The organism is Oceanobacillus sp. B139/18, from assembly GCF_055524595.1.
The window spans coordinates 283216-303274 of record NZ_JBVFXI010000006.1 but is presented as its reverse complement, the minus strand read 5'-3'; the positions used below and the strand labels follow the sequence as shown (position 1 = coordinate 303274).

Genomic DNA, 20059 nt, shown 5'->3' with positions numbered 1-20059 from the left:
TGAGGAGGTTTGTTAATGTCAGAAATAAAATTAGTGGCAACCGGAGATGTTTTACTACACGGTAGGGTAATGGAATTAAGCAGATTAAATAATAAATATGATTTTAAAGATAAACTTGCTCCAGCTAAAAAGCTATTATCATCAGGGGATATTTCAGTTGTTAATTTAGAAGCTATTGTCGCTGGGGAAGAGATGGGGCTTTCTTCTTTCCCTAAATTTAATAATCCTATAGAATTAGCAGAAAATCTAAAAGAGTTCGGAGCTACTATTGTAACAAATGCTAATAACCACAGTCTTGATTTAGGAGAGAAGGGCGCCCTTAAATCTATAGAAAATATAGAGAAGGTTGGCTTAACATATGTTGGGTCACATAAATCAAAAGAGGATCAGGAAACATTTAGAGTTATAGAGGAGAATGGGATAAAGTGTTTGTTTTTAGCTTACACTGCAACTAGTGTAGGAGAGAAGTCTCCAAAGGGCAAAGAATATCTTTTAAATCAAATTCCTAAAGCATCTGCACGGAAAATTAGACAAGATATTGAAAGAGCAAAAAAAGAGATAAAACCAGACGTAGTTATAGTTTCTGCGCATTTTGGATCAGAATATTCATTAATGCCCGCTTCTTATCAAATGGAATTAGCAAGATCTATTTCAGATTCAGGAGCAGATATTATCTTAGGGAGCCATCCGCATGTGTTACAGCCTGCACAGTGGGTAATAAATTCTAGAGGAAAAAAAACATTCGTTTTTTATTCATTAGGCAATTTTTATAGTGGACAAAAAGGCCTTTATAGACAAATTGGTGGTGCTTTGAATTTAAACATCAGAAAGGACAACAGAGGAAAGATAACTATAGAAAAACCAACTTTTGATTTAACTTTTGTTGATGCGAAAAAGAGTAAAAACTTTCAAATGCATTTGTTAAGAGAATATATAGAAAGAAATCCATATATCAAAACCGAGCATGATACCTTTGATAGTTTAGAAGTGTATGGGGATTTGAGTAATAGACTAACACAGTGGATGCCAGAGTTAAAAGTGAGATAGCAAAAAGTATCTAATAAAAACCGTAAAAATCACATAATGTGGATTTTTACGGTTTTTTGGGTTTAACATGTTTATGAATAGTTTTTTTATATCAATAATAAAAATTATTTTTTCAATTTCTTTGTTATAACACGAATTGGTTTAGTGATTTTCCAGGAATTACTTGATTCTAGTTGGTCTAATTTTCTTTGTAAATATTTATTTTGTTTCTTTGCAAGTTCTAAAATATTTTTATCAATTTCATTTTTCTTCAACTGTTGCATAGCAAGTTCATAGTCAGATTTTAGCTTTGCATATTTTTTCATGTTTTTCTCCATCTGGGTTTCTTCGTTACTATTATCAGAAGAGATTATATGAAATCCATGCATAATTGGTGTAGAGCGTTTCTTTTCTCTTAATTTTGAAGATTGATTTAGTTTTTTTATATAAGTTTCAATATCCTTACGAAATGCGGTTACGTTTTTTTTGTTTGATCCAACAATAAGGGATATATTTCCATTATCTAAAGTTTTAAGATATCCATTGATATTATTGCTGTATGCCATGCGCCTTACTCGAGTTGCAAATCTATCAGTAAATTTGCAACCACTTATAATATAACGTGTGAGCTGTAGATTCACATTTGGTAGAATGGGAATTTGCACTTCTTTTGCATTTCTATTTAAACAAGCATCATAAATAAAATCAAAATCTAAATAGAATTTTAGAGCATCTTCTCGATTATAATTTTTGGTTTCTGGAAAATAGAAATCAATTATGTGAGAAGGGATGTCTCTAGCTTTTCCGTTCATTGGAAATAGATGTTGCGTAATATGAGCTCTAGAATTTAATTCAATAATAACCCCGGTATCATTTTGTTCATCTACCATTATATCAACACCGCAATGGGATAAAGAATCAAACGCATTTGCACCATCTATAGCAACTTTTTTTATGTTATCAGAGAGTTCATCAGTAATATCAATCGAATCTCCGCCAGCAGATACATTATTTTTTGATTTTATATATAATATTTCTCCTTCCGGAATAACTGAATCCAAATCTAAATTTTTACGTTTTAAAATATTTCTTACTTCATCATCTACTCGTATTTTTCTATTTGTCAAAGAAGGCAATATAGAACGTTCTCTATTCTTTATATTGATTAATTGTTTAACTGTACTTTTTCCATCCCCAGTGACATTTGCCCGAATTCTTTTGATAGCACCAATCACTTCATTATTTAACACATATACTCTATAATCTTCTCCTTCAAAATATTTTTCTAATATAATTTGAGGTGAGTTTAGTTTAAATCTAACGTATTCTAGTGCTTCTGTTAATTCATCTTCATTTTCAATACCTGCAATGACACCAACCCCTCCAGTTCCGGCTACTGGTTTTACAACTACTGGATAATGGATAATATTAGCATAATCTATAATTTCTTGATTACTAGAGTCAGCAGAAAATTCCTCTCCTTTTGGAACAGGAACATTATTTTCTTCTAATATTTTTTTTGTAGATACTTTATTTATTACTTGTTTAACTGTCTTTCTAGGTACAAAATCGCCACGTGTGACACTAAAATGGTGAATATTTTCACCATTTTTAATTGTATAGTTGGGGGCAAGGCTTCCAGAGATAGGTTGTTTTTGAATGTTTACAGATACTTCCATCCCTCTTCTCCAGGCTTCTAATATAATGCTATATGTGCTCAACATATAATTATGTGCTTTTTCGGGTATAGGGTGATTTAAGCTTTCTAGAAAGCGATTTTCATTCATAATTAATTCTCCTATCATAAATTCACTATATTAAATATAATTATAACATGTTTTCTAAATCGTATTATTAATAAATAACCTAAATTGCAATAGTAAATGCAACGTTCTATATGAAACCACTATATAGCTCTGAAATTCTGCAAACGCTTTTTTCCGAGGAAAGGCATTCAACCAATTTTCATCCTGTTTAACGAATTCCTTTGAATACAAGTTCATCACATGTTCTTTTTTGATGAACCTTCTAATTAACCTGTTGTATTGCTCCTTTGTCTCTCTTTCCCAAGAGGAGTAATAAGGATGAGCGAAATAGATCTCCATTCTTTTTTTCTCTCCTCATTCAGCCAGAGTTCGCTGAACTCGGAACTATTATCTGCTGTAATGCTGTTGAAAGCACGTAGAAACTTTACAGATCCCTCTAATAATAGTTCTAATGCCTTCGTTACTTCTGTTTTTTTAGCTTGTATCTTCCTAACGATTTTATGGTGTGCTTTTTGCTCCATCAGCGTGAGTAATACATTATTTTTGGAGCAATAACCAATTACTATATCATTTTTTCCCGGTTCCTTGTATAGATACATAATCTGGCCCTTGAAAAGTATTTTATATACGTTTTGCGGAGGTTATCCATTTGTTTTGCCGAACAACATCGTTTCTCTAGGGAAATCCTATTTATATTTGGCCTTGTTCTTCTCGATACCTCTCTTATGGATAAACTTTCTTCCAAATACGCTGCGATTTGTCCTCTCTCTATTTCGTTTAAATGTGTAAATGTACGTGATTTCGTGCTAGAATGTAACTTGGGTCATCGTGAATTGTCTCCGTATTGTTTTGTGTTTTTGTCGATTATAACTATACGTGGACACGATGACTTTCTATGTTTTGAACTGTTGTATTTTATTTTACAATGAACCCATACTACAATCAATTGAGTTTATTGTTTCTAGGTGGGAAAGTTATAGTTTATAAAAAGTAAATATTTCATAACAAGAATGGTAATATTCACGTATGATAGAATGTATTATTATAGTAGGTAGTTAAATTTGTCGAAAAATAGGAGGAAACATAGATGATTATAGGTTATATGCGTAATTTTAATAGACCTAACATTCTGGCTAAATTAACTTCATTAGTTGCTAAAGCCAAAGGGATGGAAATTTTGTATTTTCGGGCAGATGACGTAAATATGGATAAAAAAACAATCAATGGTTTTATCTTCACAGGTAGTGAATGGCATAGAATGGAAACCAAAATTCCCAAACTTATTGACGTTAGTCAGTTTTGCTTAGTATATCCAAAAGTAGTAAGATATTTGGAAAAGCATTCGTATCTAACAGTTAGTTTTAAAAATCGTATATCAAAAGAAATGCTTCAATATAAATTATTGGAGGATGAAGACTTTAAAAGATATGTTATTCCATCTGCTTCTTGCTCTTCTCCTTTTAAAATAAAAGAATTTCTTTCTTTATATAAAGACGTTGTTATTAAACCAACTAGGAGTCAACGAGGGGTAGGGGTATATAGAGTTTTTATAAATGATAAAGGGTCAATTACAATTGGACATAATAAAATAGAGCAGGAAATATCTTTTGAAGAGCTAGAAAATTTTTATAATGAAAAATTAACAGAAAAAAAACATGTCATTCAAAAATATATAACTTCGAGAACGCCACAAGGAGACCCTTTTGATTGTAGAATACACATGGAAAAAAACGGTAAAGGCGAATGGGTTGTTGCTAAAAAATATATTCGAATCGGTATTGGTCAGCAAGTTATTTCTAATGTTAATCAAGGGGGAGGGGTTGCTGAAGCAAGAGTATTTTTAAAAGCTAATTATCCTAATTCTGCAAAAAAAATGCTTAAAGAATTAAATCAGTTGGGGTTAAAACTTGCAACTAAAATGGAGCAATTAAGAGAGGTGGAAATACCTACTGTTGGGTTTGATATAGGCATAGATAGAGACGGGAGTTTTTATGTATTTGAAGCTAATGGAGCACCAGATACATCTAGGCTAAGAGGAGAGGTAGCAATGTATAGAACAGATTACTATAAGTATTTAATAAAAAATAAAATATAGTATACCGAATTTTATAATACCAAAAAACATGTCAGTATCTATTCCGTTAGTAAAATATATTGAAATTCTTGCAATTATGTTTTCAGTCTATTTAAAATGTAAGCTAAAAAAGAATTGGAAAAGACCAATAAATATAACACAACGATAAGAGTGCCTTCTACGAAAAAACGCTAGCGCATTTTTCGTAAACTCGAAATGCATTTCTGGTAACTGTTATTGTCAAAGGTATGACTAATATATCTTAAAATATACTCCGCTCGGGGAAATTGTGTAGATTTGAACTTTTAAGGAATAGGGTGTAATCAGCCTAGCATTGTGTCAAGAATTACTGTTAGAATGAGTAATTGCAATACCAAGTACGACCTTAAATGAATTGGTTTTGCTTACTAAACTATTTGCATACTAAAATCAAAGTACAATTGAGTTCAGCAATAGCTAGTTTTAGATTATAAAATAATTTGTTAATGCAAGGAGAATGAATATGAAATCTAAAGAAGTAGAGCTTATTCCGACAATAAGTGAAAAAGTTGTTGAAGGCATAACTGGTTTTCAATTATGTTCCTATTTAGTAGCTTTAGAAGGTTGGCGAAGAGGGCTGGAATTAAAATGGTATAGCGATGAATCAAGTCTTTGTAATTTGCATAGAATGAATAGCAGTACTCATGGGAAATTCTTCTCTTTAAATAATGGAGAAGAGGTTCATTATTTCTTTCGTTCCAGAGGAGATAAAGTAGCCAATAAAACGGTGCGGATTTGTCAAAACAAAGAAAAAACCAAATCATATATGAGAAAACATAATGTGCCAGTGCCGCTTGGGGCAGCTTTGGAAAGCGATGAAGATATTATTAACTATGCGAATGAGATTGGCTACCCTGTCATTATCAAGCCGTTAAGCGGAAGCATGGGAGTAGGCGTATATACCAATATCTCGGATGAACAGACATTGGTAAATATTCTGAAGGAAGTAAGAAAAAAATATTCCTACCGCCAATATTTAGTGGAAAAACATTATGAGGGCAATGAATACCGTATCTATGTCGTCGGAGATAAAGTGGTTGGCGCCACGAATAGAATTCCTGCAAACGTCACAGGGAATGGGGCAGACACGATTGAAAAATTAATTGAAATCAAGAATGAGGAAAGAAAACAGAATCCTTATCTGGCGCCTAAGCCGATAAAGGTCGATTATGAAGTAACATATATGCTTGAAAGAGCCGGCTATACGATAACTAGTGTTCCAAAAGAAGGAGAGCAAGTATTTCTACGGGAAAAAAGTAATCTTTCTTCTGGCGGCGACCCGATCGAAGCAACCGATGAGCTTTCAAATGAGGTAAAACAAATTGCTGTCGACTCGTTAAAAGCACTTCCTTCCATTCCACATGCAGGGGTAGATATTATTGTAGAATCGAAGGATAATACAAAAGGGGTCGTATTAGAAGTGAATGCAACGGCTGAAATTGGCTTCCATCTATTTCCGCTGATCGGGAAAGCGAAGGACATTCCTGGAGCGCTCATTGATTACTATTTCCCGGAAACAGCAGGCGCTGAGAGAACACATTTTTATTTCGATTACCTGAGCATCTTAGAACCGATAAAAACGGGAGCGGTTGAGGAGATAAAGGTCGTTAAAACACCATTGAATAAAAAGTATGCAAAGAAATATACGGCAACTGGAAAATTAAACAGAGTGGGGTATATGACAAAAATAAAAAGATTTGCATTGGAAAGAAATTTATATGGCTATGTGAAAAAAATAGATGAAAACACCGTCGACATCTTCCTTATCGGAGAATCAAAAGAAGAATTAGATGCATTTAAAGAATATGTGAAAAAAGGATCGAAAAAATCTGTCGTCAAAAATATTAGAGAAAAAGATCTTGAACTCTCTGGCAGGCCAAGGAAAACAGGGTTTAAAGTTATCACAACATCCTGATTAGCATCTACTAACTGTAAAAGAACTATCATAAAATGAACTATTTGGAGTAGATATACGCTGAAATAGTTCATTTTTCTTTTCGAAATGATAAGATGGATGAGTTTAAAAGAATCTATTTTAATCCAATATTTTCCTTATCATTATATATGAAACTACTTTGTTAAAATAAACACTAAGCAAAAAGACCATCTAAACAGCCACGAAATTTTTGAAAAATACATAAAATCATGTCAAAAAGTGTCTTTTTTGGTACAGTATATTTACATATAACAATGTGAAAGCACAGATTCATAGAAGGTTTAAATAACGGATGGCGGAGGTATAAGTATGTCACAGATGAAATTGGTAGCTACAGGGGATGTTCTGTTACATGACAGGGTATATGATAAATGTATAAAAAATGGGAAATATGACTTCCGGGATAAGATGGCTCCTGTAAAGGAATTATTACAAGCAGGAGATTTGTCGATTGTTAATTTAGAATCCATCGTAGCTGGGGAAGAATTTGGGCTTGCGACGTACCCAAGATTTAATAACCCGATTGAGATTGCAGAAAATTTAAAGGAATTTGGCACAGACATCGTTACCAATGCCAATAACCACAGCTTTGACTTTGGAGAAGAGGGCGTATTGAAATCCATTGAGAACCTTGAAAAAATTGGTTTGCCTTATGTAGGTTCCCACAAGTCCAAAGCAGACAAGGACACATTCCGGATATTTGAGCGAAATGGTATTAAAGTGGCCGTGCTGGCGTATTCAACGGTTTCCAATAATAAGGATTTTCCTAAAGGAAAAAGATATTTATTAAACCGAATCATTGGCGGATCGACCATCTCTGTCAGAAAAGTAATTGAGCGTTTAAAAGAAAAAGAAAAGGTGGATGTGGTAGTTGCAGCCGTGCACTTTGGACCAGAGTATGCCTTAAATCCATCATCATTTCAAGTGAATCTAGCTACATCTCTATCAGATGCTGGCGCAGATATTATCCTTGGACATCATCCGCATGTCTTGCAGCCGGCGCAGTGGATACTGAATTCCCGGGCAAACAAATCATTGGCGATCTATTCTCTCGGGAATCTGTATACCGGGCAATTTGGGGTCTACCGGCAAATCGGAGGGGTGCTTTCTCTGGATATAAGCAAGAACGAGGACGGACAAGTTACAATCGAACAGCCTGAAATGGATTTAACCTTCGTCGATGATGTGAACAATACCGAGTTTCAAATGCATTTATTCCGGGATTATATCGAAGAAAATCGCCATATCAAAACAGACTTTGGCACATTTGACAGTTTAGAGATATATACCGAGCTTAAAAACAGATTAACACAATGGGTTCCAGACTTTAAACTCAGGTAAGCAAAGCAATATGTTTCCTTTCATAGGTTAGATTTCATCACTTTAATTGGAAAATTGTGTTTGGATCAAAATATCTATAATCATAAATACACTCGATTTTATCAAACAACAGGAAGAAGGATTGTAGATGATAGTAGGCTATATGCGCAATTTAAAAAAACCGGATTCACTGGCTAGAACAACGTCACTCATTGCCAAGTCATATGGAATCGAATTGCTCTATATGAACCCGGCAAATGTCGATATAAAAAAGAAAAAAGTATATGGAAGATTACTGGTCAATAATAAGTGGGTGGATAAAGAGACGGATATTCCCCCTTTTATCGATGTCGTTCCGTATTGCTTTAAAAAGGAAACGAAAGAAGTCATGGATTTCTTAAGAGAAGCGACGTTATTATCCGAAGATCGACAAAATGTCATCACGAAAGAATATTTACAAGAGGTATTAAGTAAGGATGAGGCGTTCTCTCATTTAATGATACCTACGCATCCGATGGAGACGGTTGAAGATTTACATCATTACTTGAATCAGTACCAAAAAGTCGTGCTGAAGCCGGAAAGCGGGCTGCGCGGTAAAAATATCTACTTTATAGAAAAGGTAGAAGCGAATGTACTCCAAATCGGTTTTAATACAGAAAAATGGAAGATTCCTTTAAATGAACTGAAATCATTTTTCGATACTGCGTTAAAAGGGAAAAATTACTTCCTTCAAAAATACGTTGTATCAAGAACGCCTCAGGGCGATCCGTTTGATTGCCGGGTACATGTAGAAAAAAATGGCAGAGGCCGGTGGGCAATCGCTAAGATTTATGTGCGGATCGGCATCGGACAGTCCGTTATTTCCAATGTGAACCAAGGCGGAGGCGTCAGTGATACGAGAGAATTTTTAAAAGCAAATTACGGGGATAAATGGCAGGAAATCTATCGATATTTAAAAAAACTTGGAAAAATAATCCCGGAAAAAATGGAAGAGCTGCGAGGAAAATATATTATGACGTTAGGGCTGGATGTTGGCATTGATCAAAGCGGCGAACACTTTTATTTGTTTGAAGTGAATGACAGTCCCAGCTCCAAAGCATTAAAATCCGATGTAGCCTATTTTAGAAGTAATTACTACTTATATGTGTTAAAAGTAAAATTAAATATTCATGTGAAGGATGCAAAGGAAGAGGTAGAATCCCTTTCGGACAGAATCGCTCAAATGCAAAAAGAAATAAGAGAAAAAGACAGGGCACTCGCCGGCATGGAAAAACAAATAGTTCAAAAAGAGAAAGAACTCACCAGCAAAGAAAAACGGCTGAATAATATGCTGAATAGTACCTCCTGGAAAATGACAGGCATTTTGAGAAAAACTAAAAAAATATTTGTAAAGAAGTAGCCATATGAGTGTCACAATATAAAGAAAACTTAATAGAATTGAAATCGTTCAAAGCGTATGATATGTCCCTAAAACCCGGACAAGCAGCGAATTGTATTCTATTGCATGCACTTTAAAATAAAACAAAAAGTAGAATAAGGGGACTGTTTTTATGAAAACACAACAAGTAGAACTCCTTCCTACACTGACAAAGGAAGCTGTAAATGATGTGACTGGCTATCAGCTATGCGGTTATTTAATCGCTTTAGAAGGATGGAGAAGAGGGTTAGAATTAAAATGGTACAGAGATGAATCCAGTCTTTGCAAACTGCATCGTATGTTCAGCAGCACGCACGGGAAATTCTACTCTTTAAGCAACGGAGATACGCTGCATTATTTCTATCGCTCCAGAGGAGATAAAGTAGCCAATAAATCAGTCACGATTTGTCTGGATAAAGAAAAAACAAAAGCTTTTCTTGAAAAGGGGAATGTACCTGTCCCTAAAGGGAAGACATTAGAAACAGATGAAGCAATTATTGATTACGCGAATGAGATTGGTTACCCGGTTATTATCAAACCATTAAAAGGCAGCATGGGTAAAGGCGTCTACACCAATATTGATAATGAAGCGGAGCTGACTGCTGTTTTAAAAGAATTAAGAAACAGCTATTCCTACCGTCAATATATTGTAGAAAAACACTACGACGGCAAGGAGTACCGTGTATATGTTGTCGGCGATAAGGTTATTGGAGCAACGAACCGGATTCCTGCCAATGTGGTTGGAGATGGGATAAACACCATTGAAAAATTGATTGAACTAAAAAATAACGAAAGAAAAAAGAATCCGTATTTAGCAACCAAGCCAATAGAAGTCGATTACGAAGTGAATTCCATGCTGAAAAGAGCCGCCTATACAGTAGAAAGTATTCCGGCAAAAGAAGAGCAGGTCTTCTTAAGGGAAAAAAGCAATCTGTCTACTGGCGGAGACCCGATCGAGGCCACGGATGAATTGACAGACGAAGTGAAACAGATTGCCGTAGATGCATTAAAGGCACTGCCGTCGCTTCCACATGCCGGGTTAGACATTATTGTTAATCCAGAGGACAATCGGAAAGGCGTGGTGTTGGAAATCAACGGAACTGCAGAAATTGGTTTTCACCTGTTCCCCTTGGAAGGAAAGGCAAAAGATGTACCTGGTGCTATCATGGATTATTACTTCCCGGAAACAATCGGAAAAGAAAAATCCAACTTTTATTTCGACTATCTCTGCATGTTAGAACCATTAAAAAAATATGCAGTGGATGAAATGAAAGTGATTCGGACACCGGCAATTAACATGTATGCCAAAAAATATACGGTAACCGGAAAAGTGAACCAGGTAGGATATCTGGGTTTTATCAAAAGACAAGCGCTGAAGAACGATCTCTTTGGCCATGCGAAAAAAATAAATAAAAATACGGTGGAAGTCTACCTGATCGGCGAGGAAAAAGAAGTGCTGGATACATTTAAAAAGACAGTAGAAAAAGGAAACAAAAAATCCTCTGTCGAGAAGGTAGAAGAACAGGATCTTGTATATACCAATGAGCCGAGAAAGACCGGATTCCAGGTCATCACAAAGACAGCTCGCCGTTGAAACCGTCAGAAGAATAAAGAGGTAGTTAAATAGCCTGCCAGAGAAGGAGTGAAAAAGAATGGGAATAAAACCAATCTGGCCTTCTCTGGCAGATACATAAGGTGGGAGATTATGAAAGCAAAGGATTTAACGGGAAGAATATTAAATCGATCGAATCGAATGATTGTCTTGGAAGCACATAAAAGAGGGGTAGAGATTACCCCGATGCCAAATAAAAGATTTAAAATGGCGTACAATGGCAAGTCGTACCTCATTAGAAGAGGAATGATTGTAAACAGCTATAATACCTCGCTGGCCATTGAAGTGACGAACCGAAAAGAAATCACAAGCAGAATGCTGAGAGGGAAAGGCTTTCCGGCTCCGGAGAATATCGTATTTTCGAATACAGATGTCGAACGGGCATGGGCTTGGGCGCAGCCGATTTTACCAGTCGTGATAAAGCCGTATAACGATGCAAAAGGTACAGATGTATACGTTGAAATCACAGAATATGATGAATTTGTTCATTGCTTTCATAAGGTTGGCGAAAAACATAAAGAAGTGCTTATTGAGGAATACATCAGCGGGAAAGAATATCGATTTACGTATGTAAAAAATGAAATTGTAGGGGTTGCACACCGAATCCCGGCTAATGTGACAGGAGACGGTGTTTCGACCATTGCTGAGTTAGTAGAGAATAAAAACAAAGAACGGGAGCACAGAAAAAATCCCATTCATATCAAAATAAAATTAGATGAGGAAATTGAACGGGTATTATCTAAATTGAATTATACATTTCAGACTATCCCGGCCGACGGTGAGATGGTATACTTGAGGTCAAATTCGAATGTGTCAACAGGCGGAGACGCCATTGATGTAACAGATGATATTAGTTTTGAAATCAAAGAAATTGTAAGAAAAGCGGTTCGTGCTATCCCGGGAGCAAGAATATGCGGCGTGGACGTTCTGATTAATGGAGAGGATATTCATATTTTGGAAATGAATGTCGGTCCGCTAGGTCCAATGCTTACCATGCACCATTTCCCGTGGGTTGGAAAAAAGAGGGATGTCATCGGGAAAGTAGTCGATGCATTATTCCCGGACACAGCAGCAGTAAAAGTAGAATAGCGATGAAGAATATAGCAAATGGCATGTTAAAAGAATGAAAAGGTGGGAATATCCATGTACGAAGTAGGTATTATGACTAATTTTAAAAAACCTACAAAACTGGCAACAATGACAGCATTAATAGCGAAATCATATGGAATTGAAATTATTTATATGTCACCAAAAGATGTTAGTATCGAGGAAAGAAAGATTTATGGGAAAGTAATGGTTAATAATAAATGGGTTGATAAAAAAACCGATATTCCACCTTTTATTGATGCAGCTATATATTGCTTTAAAAAAGATAATAAAGAAGTCATGGACTTTTTAAGAGAGACGACATTTCTTTCGGATACGAGAGAAAACTTGATAAATAAAGAGAAATTACAAGGAATATTAAAGGAAGATCCGAAATTCGCTCATTTAATCATTCCTACACATAAAGTAAAGACATTTGATGATGTCTATCCCAATTTAATGGAATATAATAAAGTCGTGATTAAGCCTGGAAATGGAATAAAGGGCAAGGATATCTACTCTATTGAAAAAATCGGGGAAGATCTCTTTACAATAGGATATCAGCGAAATGAGTGGGACGTTCCATTAAATGATCTGCGAGAATTTTTTGATGAGGTCTTGCAGCAAAGGAATTATATTCTTCAAAAATACGTTGCATCGAAAACACCGCAGGGAGATCCTTTTGATATCAGAATACATGTCGAAAGGGACCGCTCCGGCAAATGGTCGATTGCAAAAATCTATGTACGGATCGGAATCGGGCAGTCTGTTGTCTCGAATGTGAGTCAAGGGGGCGGTGTTAGTGAACCTGTTGCTTTTTTAAAAGCATTCTATGGAGATAAATGGGAGACGATTTACAGTAATTTGGTGACGATAGGAAAGACATTGCCGAAGAAAATGGAGACGTTAAGAAAAACACACATCATGTACCTCGGAATAGATATCGGCATCGAATCAAATGGCGATTTGTATTTATTTGAGACAAATGATGGACCTGGTACGAAAAACGTGATATCTGAAGCGGCGTTCCATAGAAGCAATTATTATGCTTATGTCATGAAAAAAAAATTAAATTATCCAGTAAAGCAGCTGGTCGATGTAATCGAGGATGACCAACATAAGATTGCTCAATTGGAAATAGCGAATTCCCAATTAGAAACAGCAGTAAGCAAAGAAACAAAGAAAACAGCGAAAAAAGAAAAACAGATTCAGGATATGATAAACAGCACCTCATGGAAGGTGACTGGGTTCCTCAGAAAAGCGAAGAAGCTGGTGAAGAAAAATTAAACAACGGAATGAAAAAAAGGAACGAGGCATGGCACTGTGAAGTCATGCCTCGTTCCTTTTGATTATTCATCTGCTGCTTGCAGTTGAAGATAATGATAATAATCGGCTTTCAGGTTAATAATTTCTGCTTCTCCAAACTCCACGCCGGGAGCAGCGTTGACCTCAAATATATAGATTTTCCCATCCGTATCGATTCCTATATCGATGCCAAGGCAGGAGGTTTGTTTTCGATAGAGAGCTTCCAATTTCGGAGGAAGATATTCTGCGACATAGTCACATTCCGCTTTAATATCCTTCCAATCCTCTGGATAGTGAAATTTAATAAATGGAAGCAGTTTTTGTACGCCGCCGCCTTGGGCCACATTCGAAACAACCTTATTATTGGAACCGATACGAATCAGAGGAATGGCTACAGCCCACTTTCCCTCTCCATTTTTTTCTAGCCGTATCCGGCAGTCAAAAGGACTGCCCTCTGTCGTAAGGGATTGAATATATTGTTGTGCTAAATATACTTTGTCATCTATTAATTCTTCGATATAAGCTTTGAGTTCTTCCGCAGCCAGCATCTTTTCCGAATTATTGACGTACAGCTGATAGGAATCTTCATCAATCTGATGGACCAAATAGACCCCGATTCCTTTGTGGCCGACTTTGGGCTTAAGAATAGCCCGCTGATGCTTTTGGATAAATTGCATAAAAGAGTCGAAGTCCGTAATTTGAACCGTATCGGGAACATATTTTGCAAACGTTCCATCCTCAATCAAAGTATTGTAGAGCTTCAGTTTACTGCCAAATCCCTTCAGATTTAACAGCGTGCTTTTCTTTTTTAGGAAAGCAGCCACATCTTTATATTTATAGCAATAACTGTTCAAGTCGATATATGCAGGAACAGGGATTTCTATCTCACGCCATTTGTTATTATGCAATGCGAACCCATTAATAACTTCTTTCGTTATATCTACGTTTTTCGGATGACTGTAGACGACCTCAATTTGATAATATTTCGCGGCTTTTGCTAATAATTTTACATATTCGGGTGGTTTGTTGAAATTCCTCATATAACATATATGCATGTCGCGCCTCCTGTAATCTTGATGTTAAAAAGGATCATGTATTGGTGTGTCGCGTTTCTTCATCATGCTGCTTAGTTAAGAAAATAGCATACGCACAGGCATAAGTAAAATTTAACTTCCAAAAAATGTTGTTAAAAATCAAATTTTCTGTTAGTCTTATCTGTGATTCACATTTTTTACATAAGTCTGTCTATTTTTCGAATAAAAAAATAGGTAAAATATAATAGCAATTACATACGATAAATCATTTTTAAACCATACATATAAGTAAAATTTAGGTACATTGACTTATTTTTGGATTTAATATTCCTTTGTGAATCAGTTCTTTTGGTAGAGTGATATTTATTTTTGTGATTTTTATACTGAATAAATGTCTGTTTTCTGCCGATACAAAGAAAGGAAGTAAAATTTAATAGGAGGTGCGGCAGTTTGAGGAAAAAATGGATTCCTCTTCTAGTCATTGCTTTATTGATTATTTCACCATTTTCCACTGCGGGTGAAGTGTACGCGATGAGTAATAATCAATCGAAGGAAAGTCAGCAAAACGATGAGCACATAGAAGAGGAAGACAACAACAGAATAGACGCGGAACAGGACGCTTCGGACAATGAAGCAGAGTCAGAAGAAGTAATATTCGAACTGGGCGATGAAGGGGAAGCAATTCAAGAACTGAAAGAAGATTTAACAGAGCTTGGATTTGCTGCATTAGAGGATCCGACTGAATATTTCGGCTTACATACAGAAGAATCTGTAAAGGTATTTCAAGCTTTTCATGACATAGAAGAGACAGGAATCGCGAACGAAGAAACACTGCAAATGATAGAAGACTTGCTATCGGAAGATTCCTTTGATCGTGAAGCGAATCTGGAGTTCAGTAAGCCAGAAGAATTTGAGACAGAAGCGGAAGAAGTTGAGCAAGATTCAGAGGCAGAGGAAGACGCTGAATCCGAAGAAGAGCAAAGTTCTGAAACAGAGGAAGGCACAGAATCCGAAGAAGAGCAAGGTTCTGAAACAGAGGAAGGCACAGAATCCGAAGAAGAACAAGGTTCTGAAACAGAGGAAAGCACAGAATCCGAAGAAGAGCAAAGTTCTGAAATAGAGGAAGGCACAGAATCCGAGGAAGAGCAGGGATCTGAAACAGAAGAAGGCGTAGAATCCGAGGAAGAGCGGGGCCCTGAAACAGAGGAAGGCACAGAATCCGAGGAAGAGCAAGGCTCTGAAACAGAGGAAAGCACAGAATCTGAGGAAGAGCAAGAATCTGAAGTAGAGGAAAGCACAGAATCGGAAGAAGGCCAAGAATCTGAGACAGAAGAAAGCGCGGAATCCGAGGAAGAAGACCAAGAAATTGGTGAGCAGCGTTTGGACGAAGTAGAAACATTTGCTGCCCAAAGTACGTATCAGCAGGGAGATAGACATTCAGAAATCGTTAAGTTTAAGAAAAAATTAAACGCAATTGGTTTTGGATATATCACAGAAACGACGCTCTTTGGCAGTTTCATGGAAACGCAGGTAACGCGATTCCAAGAATACTATGGTCTTCCGGCTAATGGAAAGATGGACCGGGCCACGAGAGAAAAGCTCGACAGTGTCTATAACAGTCCGTTCCAACAAGGAAAACGTCATGATGATATTCCAAATATCAAGCAGAAGCTGAATAATCTAGGATATGGTTATATCAGTGTTACGACGCTCTTTGGAACCTTTATGGAACAAAAAGTAGAGGAATTCCAAAGAGATCATGGCCTTCGTGTCAGCGGAATTGCAGATGAAGTAACGTTAGCCAAATTGAATGAACTTGCTCCGCAGGATACGTACCAGCGTGGAGACAGACATGAGGACATGATTCAATTCAAGCAGCAATTGAACGCGGTTGGTTTTGGCTATATCACAGAGACCACACTCTTTGGAAGTTTCATGGAAACACAGGTTAAAAGATTCCAAGAATACTATGGACTTTCCGTTAACGGTCAAATCGACGAAGCAACGAAAGAAAAGCTGGACAGCGTTTATAACAGCCCGTTCCAGCAAGGAAAACGTCACGATGATATCCCGGATATGAAGCGAGATTTAAATAATCTTGGCTACGGATATATCAGTATCACGACACTCTTTGGCAGCTTTATGGAGCAAAAAGTAGAGGAATTCCAAAGAGATCATGGTTTACGAGTGAACGGAATCATAGATGAAGTAACATTAGATAAAATGAATGAATTGGCTCCGCAGGGTACGTACCAGCGTGGAGATAGACACGCGGATATTGTGACGTATAAGGAGCAATTAAACGGTACTGGTTTTGGCTATATCACAGAGACGACACTATTCGGAAGTTTCATGGAAACACAGGTTAAAAGATTCCAAGAATACTATGGGCTTTCCGTTAACGGTCAAATCGATGAAGCAACGAAAGAAAAGCTGGACAGTGTCTATAACAGTACATTCCAGCAAGGGAAACGTCACGATGATATTCCGGATATCAAACGGGATTTAAATAATCTTGGCTACGGATATATCAGTATCACGACACTCTTTGGCAGCTATATGAAGCAAAAGGTAGAGGAATTCCAAAGAGATAATGGTTTACGGGTAAACGGCATAATAGATGAGGTAACGTTAGCGAAATTAAATGAGGCAGCGCCACAGGACACGTACCAGCGTGGAGACAGACACGCAGATATTGTGACGTATAAAGAGCAATTAAATGCGGTTGGCTTTGGCTATATTACAGAGACGACACTCTTTGGAAGTTTCATGGAAACACAAGTAAAGAGGTTCCAAGAATACTATGGACTTAACGTCAATGGAACAATCGATAATGCTACAAAAATAAAGCTGAACAGTGTCTATAACAGTCCATTTCAGCAAGGGAAACGTCACAATGACATCCCGGATATTAAACAAAAATTAAACAGTCTGGGCTATGGTTATATCAGTATTACCACGTTGTTTGGCAACTATATGGAGCAAAAAGTAGAACAGTTCCAAAGAGACAATGGCTTACGAGTAAATGGAATTATTGATGAAGTTACTTTAAGCCGAATCAATCAAGCGTTTGATCAGCAATCGAATGTAAAAATCTTTCTTGATCCCGGTCATGGAGCGCATGACCCAGGCGGTCAAGGTTACGGTTTAAACGAGAAAGACGTTGTATTGGACATTGCACTGGAAACAGAGCGGATACTTACGAGTAAGTATCAGGGTGTTGAAGTAGAAATGTCGAGAAGATCAGATGTTTTTGTTGAATTAACCGAACGGGCAAACCATGCGAATAGATGGGGTGCTGATTATTTTGTGAGTTTCCATAACAACGCCTTTAATGGGTCAACAGGCGGATTTGAATCGTATATCTACAATGGGGGCGTTTCTCAGGAAACAAGAAATAGACAAAATGACATTCATTCGTATATTTCTTCCCGTTTAAATGTTTCCGACAGAGGACAAAAGTCAGCGAACTTTAATGTTCTACGGAACACAGATATGCCGGCGATTCTTATTGAATACCTGTTTATCGATAATTTCACAGAAAACGCATTGCTGAAAAGTGACAGCTATAAAAAGCAGCTGGCACAATATACAGCAGATGCCATTGCACAATCTTATAATCTGAAAAGAAGATAAGAAACAGCATTTTTCCAAGAATAATAAAAAAGAGGATTTTCCACTGTTAAATCAGTGGAAAATCCTCTTTTTTTAGTGTAATCGTTTTGGAATAGAAATCGAGTAGATGGACTCAATCAACTGATTCAGTTTTCCTTCAACCCGGTGTAACAAGTAGAAGGTTACCGCAGCAGGAAACCCAATATCGGTTAATAGAGAAATCCATGCCTCCATCGCATTCACCACCTTTGATTTTTAAACAAATTTTAAGAACAAGCTTTCAGACGAATAACAGAAGAATTTTCTAGAATAAAAGACAATGCCGTGAGGAGAGCATCCTCACGGGCCAGAGTCTTGTTACGATAAAAGGATTATAATTCAATATCTTCCACAATACGTTCCACAATACGGGCACTGTGGATTTCAGTTAATCCGCCGCTTGCGGAATACAGGGCATCCTGCTGAAGAATGGTATCCATTGCTTGCTGAACAGCTGCTGGATCTGCTGGTTCTACAGGATGATCGAGTGTGTAGGTTACCACACGGCCTTCTTCATTTACAAATTTCAATTCAAGCTTGCGCATAGGTTCTCACCTCCTTTCTTTACTGAATCCCCTTTTAAGCCTCTCTTTCATGAATTTCGGAAACATCCCGACGGCTGATTGCGTACAGGGTATGCTGCTGAACAGATGCGAATGCATTTGCTGTTAATAAGAGCTGTTCAGCAGTAGCGTCTGGTTTCACATAATTGAATCGTTTTTGCTTTAGGACAAACTCGCCGGTAATCGGGTCCACGCCTTCATTCAGCGTAAGCTGCAAAACCGATTCGGTTAATTCTGCGACTGCCATGGTCATCACCTCCTTTCACACTTATATTCAATTCTCAGAGACAAAAAGGGGCATGTTTATAAAAAGATTTTTACGTTTTGATAAAAAAATTACTTGTTTAAAAAGGGAGGAATGACCCTATAAAACGCTCTATATCACACTTTATAGCAGAGTCCTTCCAGAGAATGTCGAAAAATGTCGTTAAAAAGGTCAAATAAGTTATAAATTACCGTTTGTAGCGTTAAACGGTAGCATATTTATTAAAAAACGACAGTTTACCCGGACAAACTAGAATTTTACTCCGAGAAAATCCTAGTTTGGCAATATGACATAATTTTTAACTTCTGCTAGATTAAAAGCAATCTATTGAAAGGGGAGTTCAAAAATGACAAAGAAGAAATGGGAACTGGAGGATTTTATTGAACAGAATCAGCGTAGGGTGTACTACCAAATGGCAAGGCTGCAAATTAATGATAAGGATGGGGAATATTTTCAAGAAGGACTTGTAGCCATGTGGAGAGCGTATGAAAACTATAATCCGGATAAAGGACCATTAGCGACATACATGAATTTTGAAATTCGAAATCGTTTGGTGAATGTATTTCATAAATCCATTTTGGAAAGGAAATACATAGAGCAGCTAGGGCATCAGCAGGAAGTAGAGACGCAGGCAGGAAATTATATGGATGGGAAAAAGAAAAAAATACTCTCTAAAAATGAAGGAGGAACGAATCCGCAGGAAAAACTGGATCAGGAAAATGAAACCGATTTCTCCCAATTCACATCGATACTGACGGAAAAGCAAAAAGTCTGGTTTAACTGTGCAATTATAGAAGGACTATCCAATCAGGAAATTGCAGAGAAAGAACAGGTAAGCTTGGAAGCAGTAAAAAGCTGGGCAAAGAGCGCCAAACGTAAACTTCGGAAAATGGATTGGGATAGAGACTAAAAGGAAATCAGCACACACATCATAAATGGAAGGACTATAATTATTATTTTGG

16 protein-coding genes are annotated in these 20059 nt (G+C 36.8%); 10 read left to right on the top strand and 6 right to left on the bottom strand.

What is annotated here, in order from left to right; translation table 11 throughout:
- Positions 1 to 15: 15 nt before the first annotated feature.
- Positions 16 to 1047, top strand: a complete 1032-nt coding sequence (locus tag ACZSMY_RS17905) for a CapA family protein (RefSeq protein ID WP_368901444.1) — start codon at positions 16 to 18, stop codon at positions 1045 to 1047.
- Positions 1048 to 1151: 104 nt separating this feature from the next.
- Here ACZSMY_RS17905 and ACZSMY_RS17900 read toward each other — a convergent pair whose 3' ends face one another.
- Together ACZSMY_RS17900 and ACZSMY_RS17895 are read right to left on the bottom strand one after the other, a co-directional pair.
- Positions 1152 to 2813 (bottom strand): ATP-grasp domain-containing protein, encoded by a 1662-nt coding sequence (locus ACZSMY_RS17900; RefSeq protein WP_368901445.1) that lies wholly within the window; start codon positions 2811 to 2813, stop codon positions 1152 to 1154.
- 245 nt (positions 2814 to 3058) lie between these two features.
- Complete coding sequence (locus ACZSMY_RS17895; RefSeq protein WP_368901446.1) at positions 3059 to 3391, bottom strand: hypothetical protein; 333 nt, start codon at positions 3389 to 3391, stop codon at positions 3059 to 3061.
- A gap of 488 nt (positions 3392 to 3879) precedes the next feature.
- Between ACZSMY_RS17895 and ACZSMY_RS17890 the strand changes: the two genes are divergently transcribed.
- From ACZSMY_RS17890 to ACZSMY_RS17860, 7 genes are all read left to right on the top strand, one after another.
- Positions 3880 to 4887 (top strand): YheC/YheD family protein, encoded by a 1008-nt coding sequence (locus tag ACZSMY_RS17890; protein ID WP_465148104.1) that lies wholly within the window; start codon positions 3880 to 3882, stop codon positions 4885 to 4887.
- 481 nt (positions 4888 to 5368) lie between these two features.
- Positions 5369 to 6820 (top strand): acylphosphatase, encoded by a 1452-nt coding sequence (locus ACZSMY_RS17885; RefSeq protein ID WP_368901448.1) that lies wholly within the window; start codon positions 5369 to 5371, stop codon positions 6818 to 6820.
- 330 nt (positions 6821 to 7150) lie between these two features.
- Complete coding sequence (locus tag ACZSMY_RS17880; protein WP_465148103.1) at positions 7151 to 8182, top strand: CapA family protein; 1032 nt, start codon at positions 7151 to 7153, stop codon at positions 8180 to 8182.
- 127 nt (positions 8183 to 8309) lie between these two features.
- Complete coding sequence (locus tag ACZSMY_RS17875) at positions 8310 to 9560, top strand: YheC/YheD family protein (RefSeq protein ID WP_465148102.1); 1251 nt, start codon at positions 8310 to 8312, stop codon at positions 9558 to 9560.
- 151 nt (positions 9561 to 9711) lie between these two features.
- Positions 9712 to 11172 (top strand): acylphosphatase, encoded by a 1461-nt coding sequence (locus ACZSMY_RS17870; protein ID WP_256705179.1) that lies wholly within the window; start codon positions 9712 to 9714, stop codon positions 11170 to 11172.
- Between the two features lie 111 nt (positions 11173 to 11283).
- Positions 11284 to 12279, top strand: a complete 996-nt coding sequence (locus tag ACZSMY_RS17865; RefSeq protein WP_465148101.1) for a hypothetical protein — start codon at positions 11284 to 11286, stop codon at positions 12277 to 12279.
- Positions 12280 to 12333: 54 nt separating this feature from the next.
- A complete protein-coding gene (locus ACZSMY_RS17860; protein WP_465148100.1) occupies positions 12334 to 13563 on the top strand; it encodes a YheC/YheD family protein in 1230 nt (409 codons plus the stop codon).
- Between the two features lie 62 nt (positions 13564 to 13625).
- On the opposite strand, the gene ACZSMY_RS17855 is transcribed toward ACZSMY_RS17860, so the two are convergent.
- A complete protein-coding gene (locus ACZSMY_RS17855; RefSeq protein WP_368901454.1) occupies positions 13626 to 14636 on the bottom strand; it encodes a YheC/YheD family protein in 1011 nt (336 codons plus the stop codon).
- Between the two features lie 429 nt (positions 14637 to 15065).
- Between ACZSMY_RS17855 and ACZSMY_RS17850 the strand changes: the two genes are divergently transcribed.
- Positions 15066 to 18251: a peptidoglycan-binding protein gene (locus ACZSMY_RS17850; RefSeq protein WP_465148099.1), complete on the top strand. Its 3186-nt coding sequence runs from the start codon at positions 15066 to 15068 to the stop codon at positions 18249 to 18251.
- Between the two features lie 72 nt (positions 18252 to 18323).
- Here the strand turns inward: ACZSMY_RS17850 and ACZSMY_RS17845 are convergent, their stop codons facing one another.
- The 3 genes from ACZSMY_RS17845 to ACZSMY_RS17835 all read right to left on the bottom strand — a co-directional run bounded on the left by ACZSMY_RS17845 (position 18324) and on the right by ACZSMY_RS17835 (position 19079).
- Positions 18324 to 18464 (bottom strand): YvrJ family protein, encoded by a 141-nt coding sequence (locus ACZSMY_RS17845; RefSeq protein ID WP_084612819.1) that lies wholly within the window; start codon positions 18462 to 18464, stop codon positions 18324 to 18326.
- Between the two features lie 137 nt (positions 18465 to 18601).
- Positions 18602 to 18814 (bottom strand): DUF2922 domain-containing protein, encoded by a 213-nt coding sequence (locus ACZSMY_RS17840; protein WP_042529620.1) that lies wholly within the window; start codon positions 18812 to 18814, stop codon positions 18602 to 18604.
- A gap of 34 nt (positions 18815 to 18848) precedes the next feature.
- Complete coding sequence (locus ACZSMY_RS17835; RefSeq protein ID WP_042529621.1) at positions 18849 to 19079, bottom strand: DUF1659 domain-containing protein; 231 nt, start codon at positions 19077 to 19079, stop codon at positions 18849 to 18851.
- A 364-nt stretch (positions 19080 to 19443) separates the two neighbouring features.
- Between ACZSMY_RS17835 and ACZSMY_RS17830 the strand changes: the two genes are divergently transcribed.
- The gene (locus ACZSMY_RS17830; protein ID WP_341173332.1) at positions 19444 to 20007 is read left to right on the top strand and encodes a sigma-70 family RNA polymerase sigma factor; all 564 of its coding nucleotides are present in this window, start codon (positions 19444 to 19446) and stop codon (positions 20005 to 20007) included.
- The last annotated feature ends 52 nt before the right edge of the window (positions 20008 to 20059 follow it).

Excerpts from the sequence above, each read along its gene's own strand:
- ACZSMY_RS17905 (WP_368901444.1), top strand. The coding sequence starts at position 16 with ATGTCAGAAATAAAATTAGTGGCAACCGGAGATGTTTTACTACACGGT.
- ACZSMY_RS17900 (WP_368901445.1), bottom strand. The coding sequence starts at position 2,813 with ATGAATGAAAATCGCTTTCTAGAAAGCTTAAATCACCCTATACCCGAA.
- ACZSMY_RS17895 (WP_368901446.1), bottom strand. The coding sequence starts at position 3,391 with ATGTATCTATACAAGGAACCGGGAAAAAATGATATAGTAATTGGTTAT.
- ACZSMY_RS17890 (WP_465148104.1), top strand. The coding sequence starts at position 3,880 with ATGATTATAGGTTATATGCGTAATTTTAATAGACCTAACATTCTGGCT.
- ACZSMY_RS17885 (WP_368901448.1), top strand. The coding sequence starts at position 5,369 with ATGAAATCTAAAGAAGTAGAGCTTATTCCGACAATAAGTGAAAAAGTT.
- ACZSMY_RS17880 (WP_465148103.1), top strand. The coding sequence starts at position 7,151 with ATGTCACAGATGAAATTGGTAGCTACAGGGGATGTTCTGTTACATGAC.
- ACZSMY_RS17875 (WP_465148102.1), top strand. The coding sequence starts at position 8,310 with ATGATAGTAGGCTATATGCGCAATTTAAAAAAACCGGATTCACTGGCT.
- ACZSMY_RS17870 (WP_256705179.1), top strand. The coding sequence starts at position 9,712 with ATGAAAACACAACAAGTAGAACTCCTTCCTACACTGACAAAGGAAGCT.
- ACZSMY_RS17865 (WP_465148101.1), top strand. The coding sequence starts at position 11,284 with ATGAAAGCAAAGGATTTAACGGGAAGAATATTAAATCGATCGAATCGA.
- ACZSMY_RS17860 (WP_465148100.1), top strand. The coding sequence starts at position 12,334 with ATGTACGAAGTAGGTATTATGACTAATTTTAAAAAACCTACAAAACTG.
- ACZSMY_RS17855 (WP_368901454.1), bottom strand. The coding sequence starts at position 14,636 with ATGCATATATGTTATATGAGGAATTTCAACAAACCACCCGAATATGTA.
- ACZSMY_RS17845 (WP_084612819.1), bottom strand. The coding sequence starts at position 18,464 with ATGGAGGCATGGATTTCTCTATTAACCGATATTGGGTTTCCTGCTGCG.
- ACZSMY_RS17840 (WP_042529620.1), bottom strand. The coding sequence starts at position 18,814 with ATGCGCAAGCTTGAATTGAAATTTGTAAATGAAGAAGGCCGTGTGGTA.
- ACZSMY_RS17835 (WP_042529621.1), bottom strand. The coding sequence starts at position 19,079 with ATGGCAGTCGCAGAATTAACCGAATCGGTTTTGCAGCTTACGCTGAAT.
- ACZSMY_RS17830 (WP_341173332.1), top strand. The coding sequence starts at position 19,444 with ATGACAAAGAAGAAATGGGAACTGGAGGATTTTATTGAACAGAATCAG.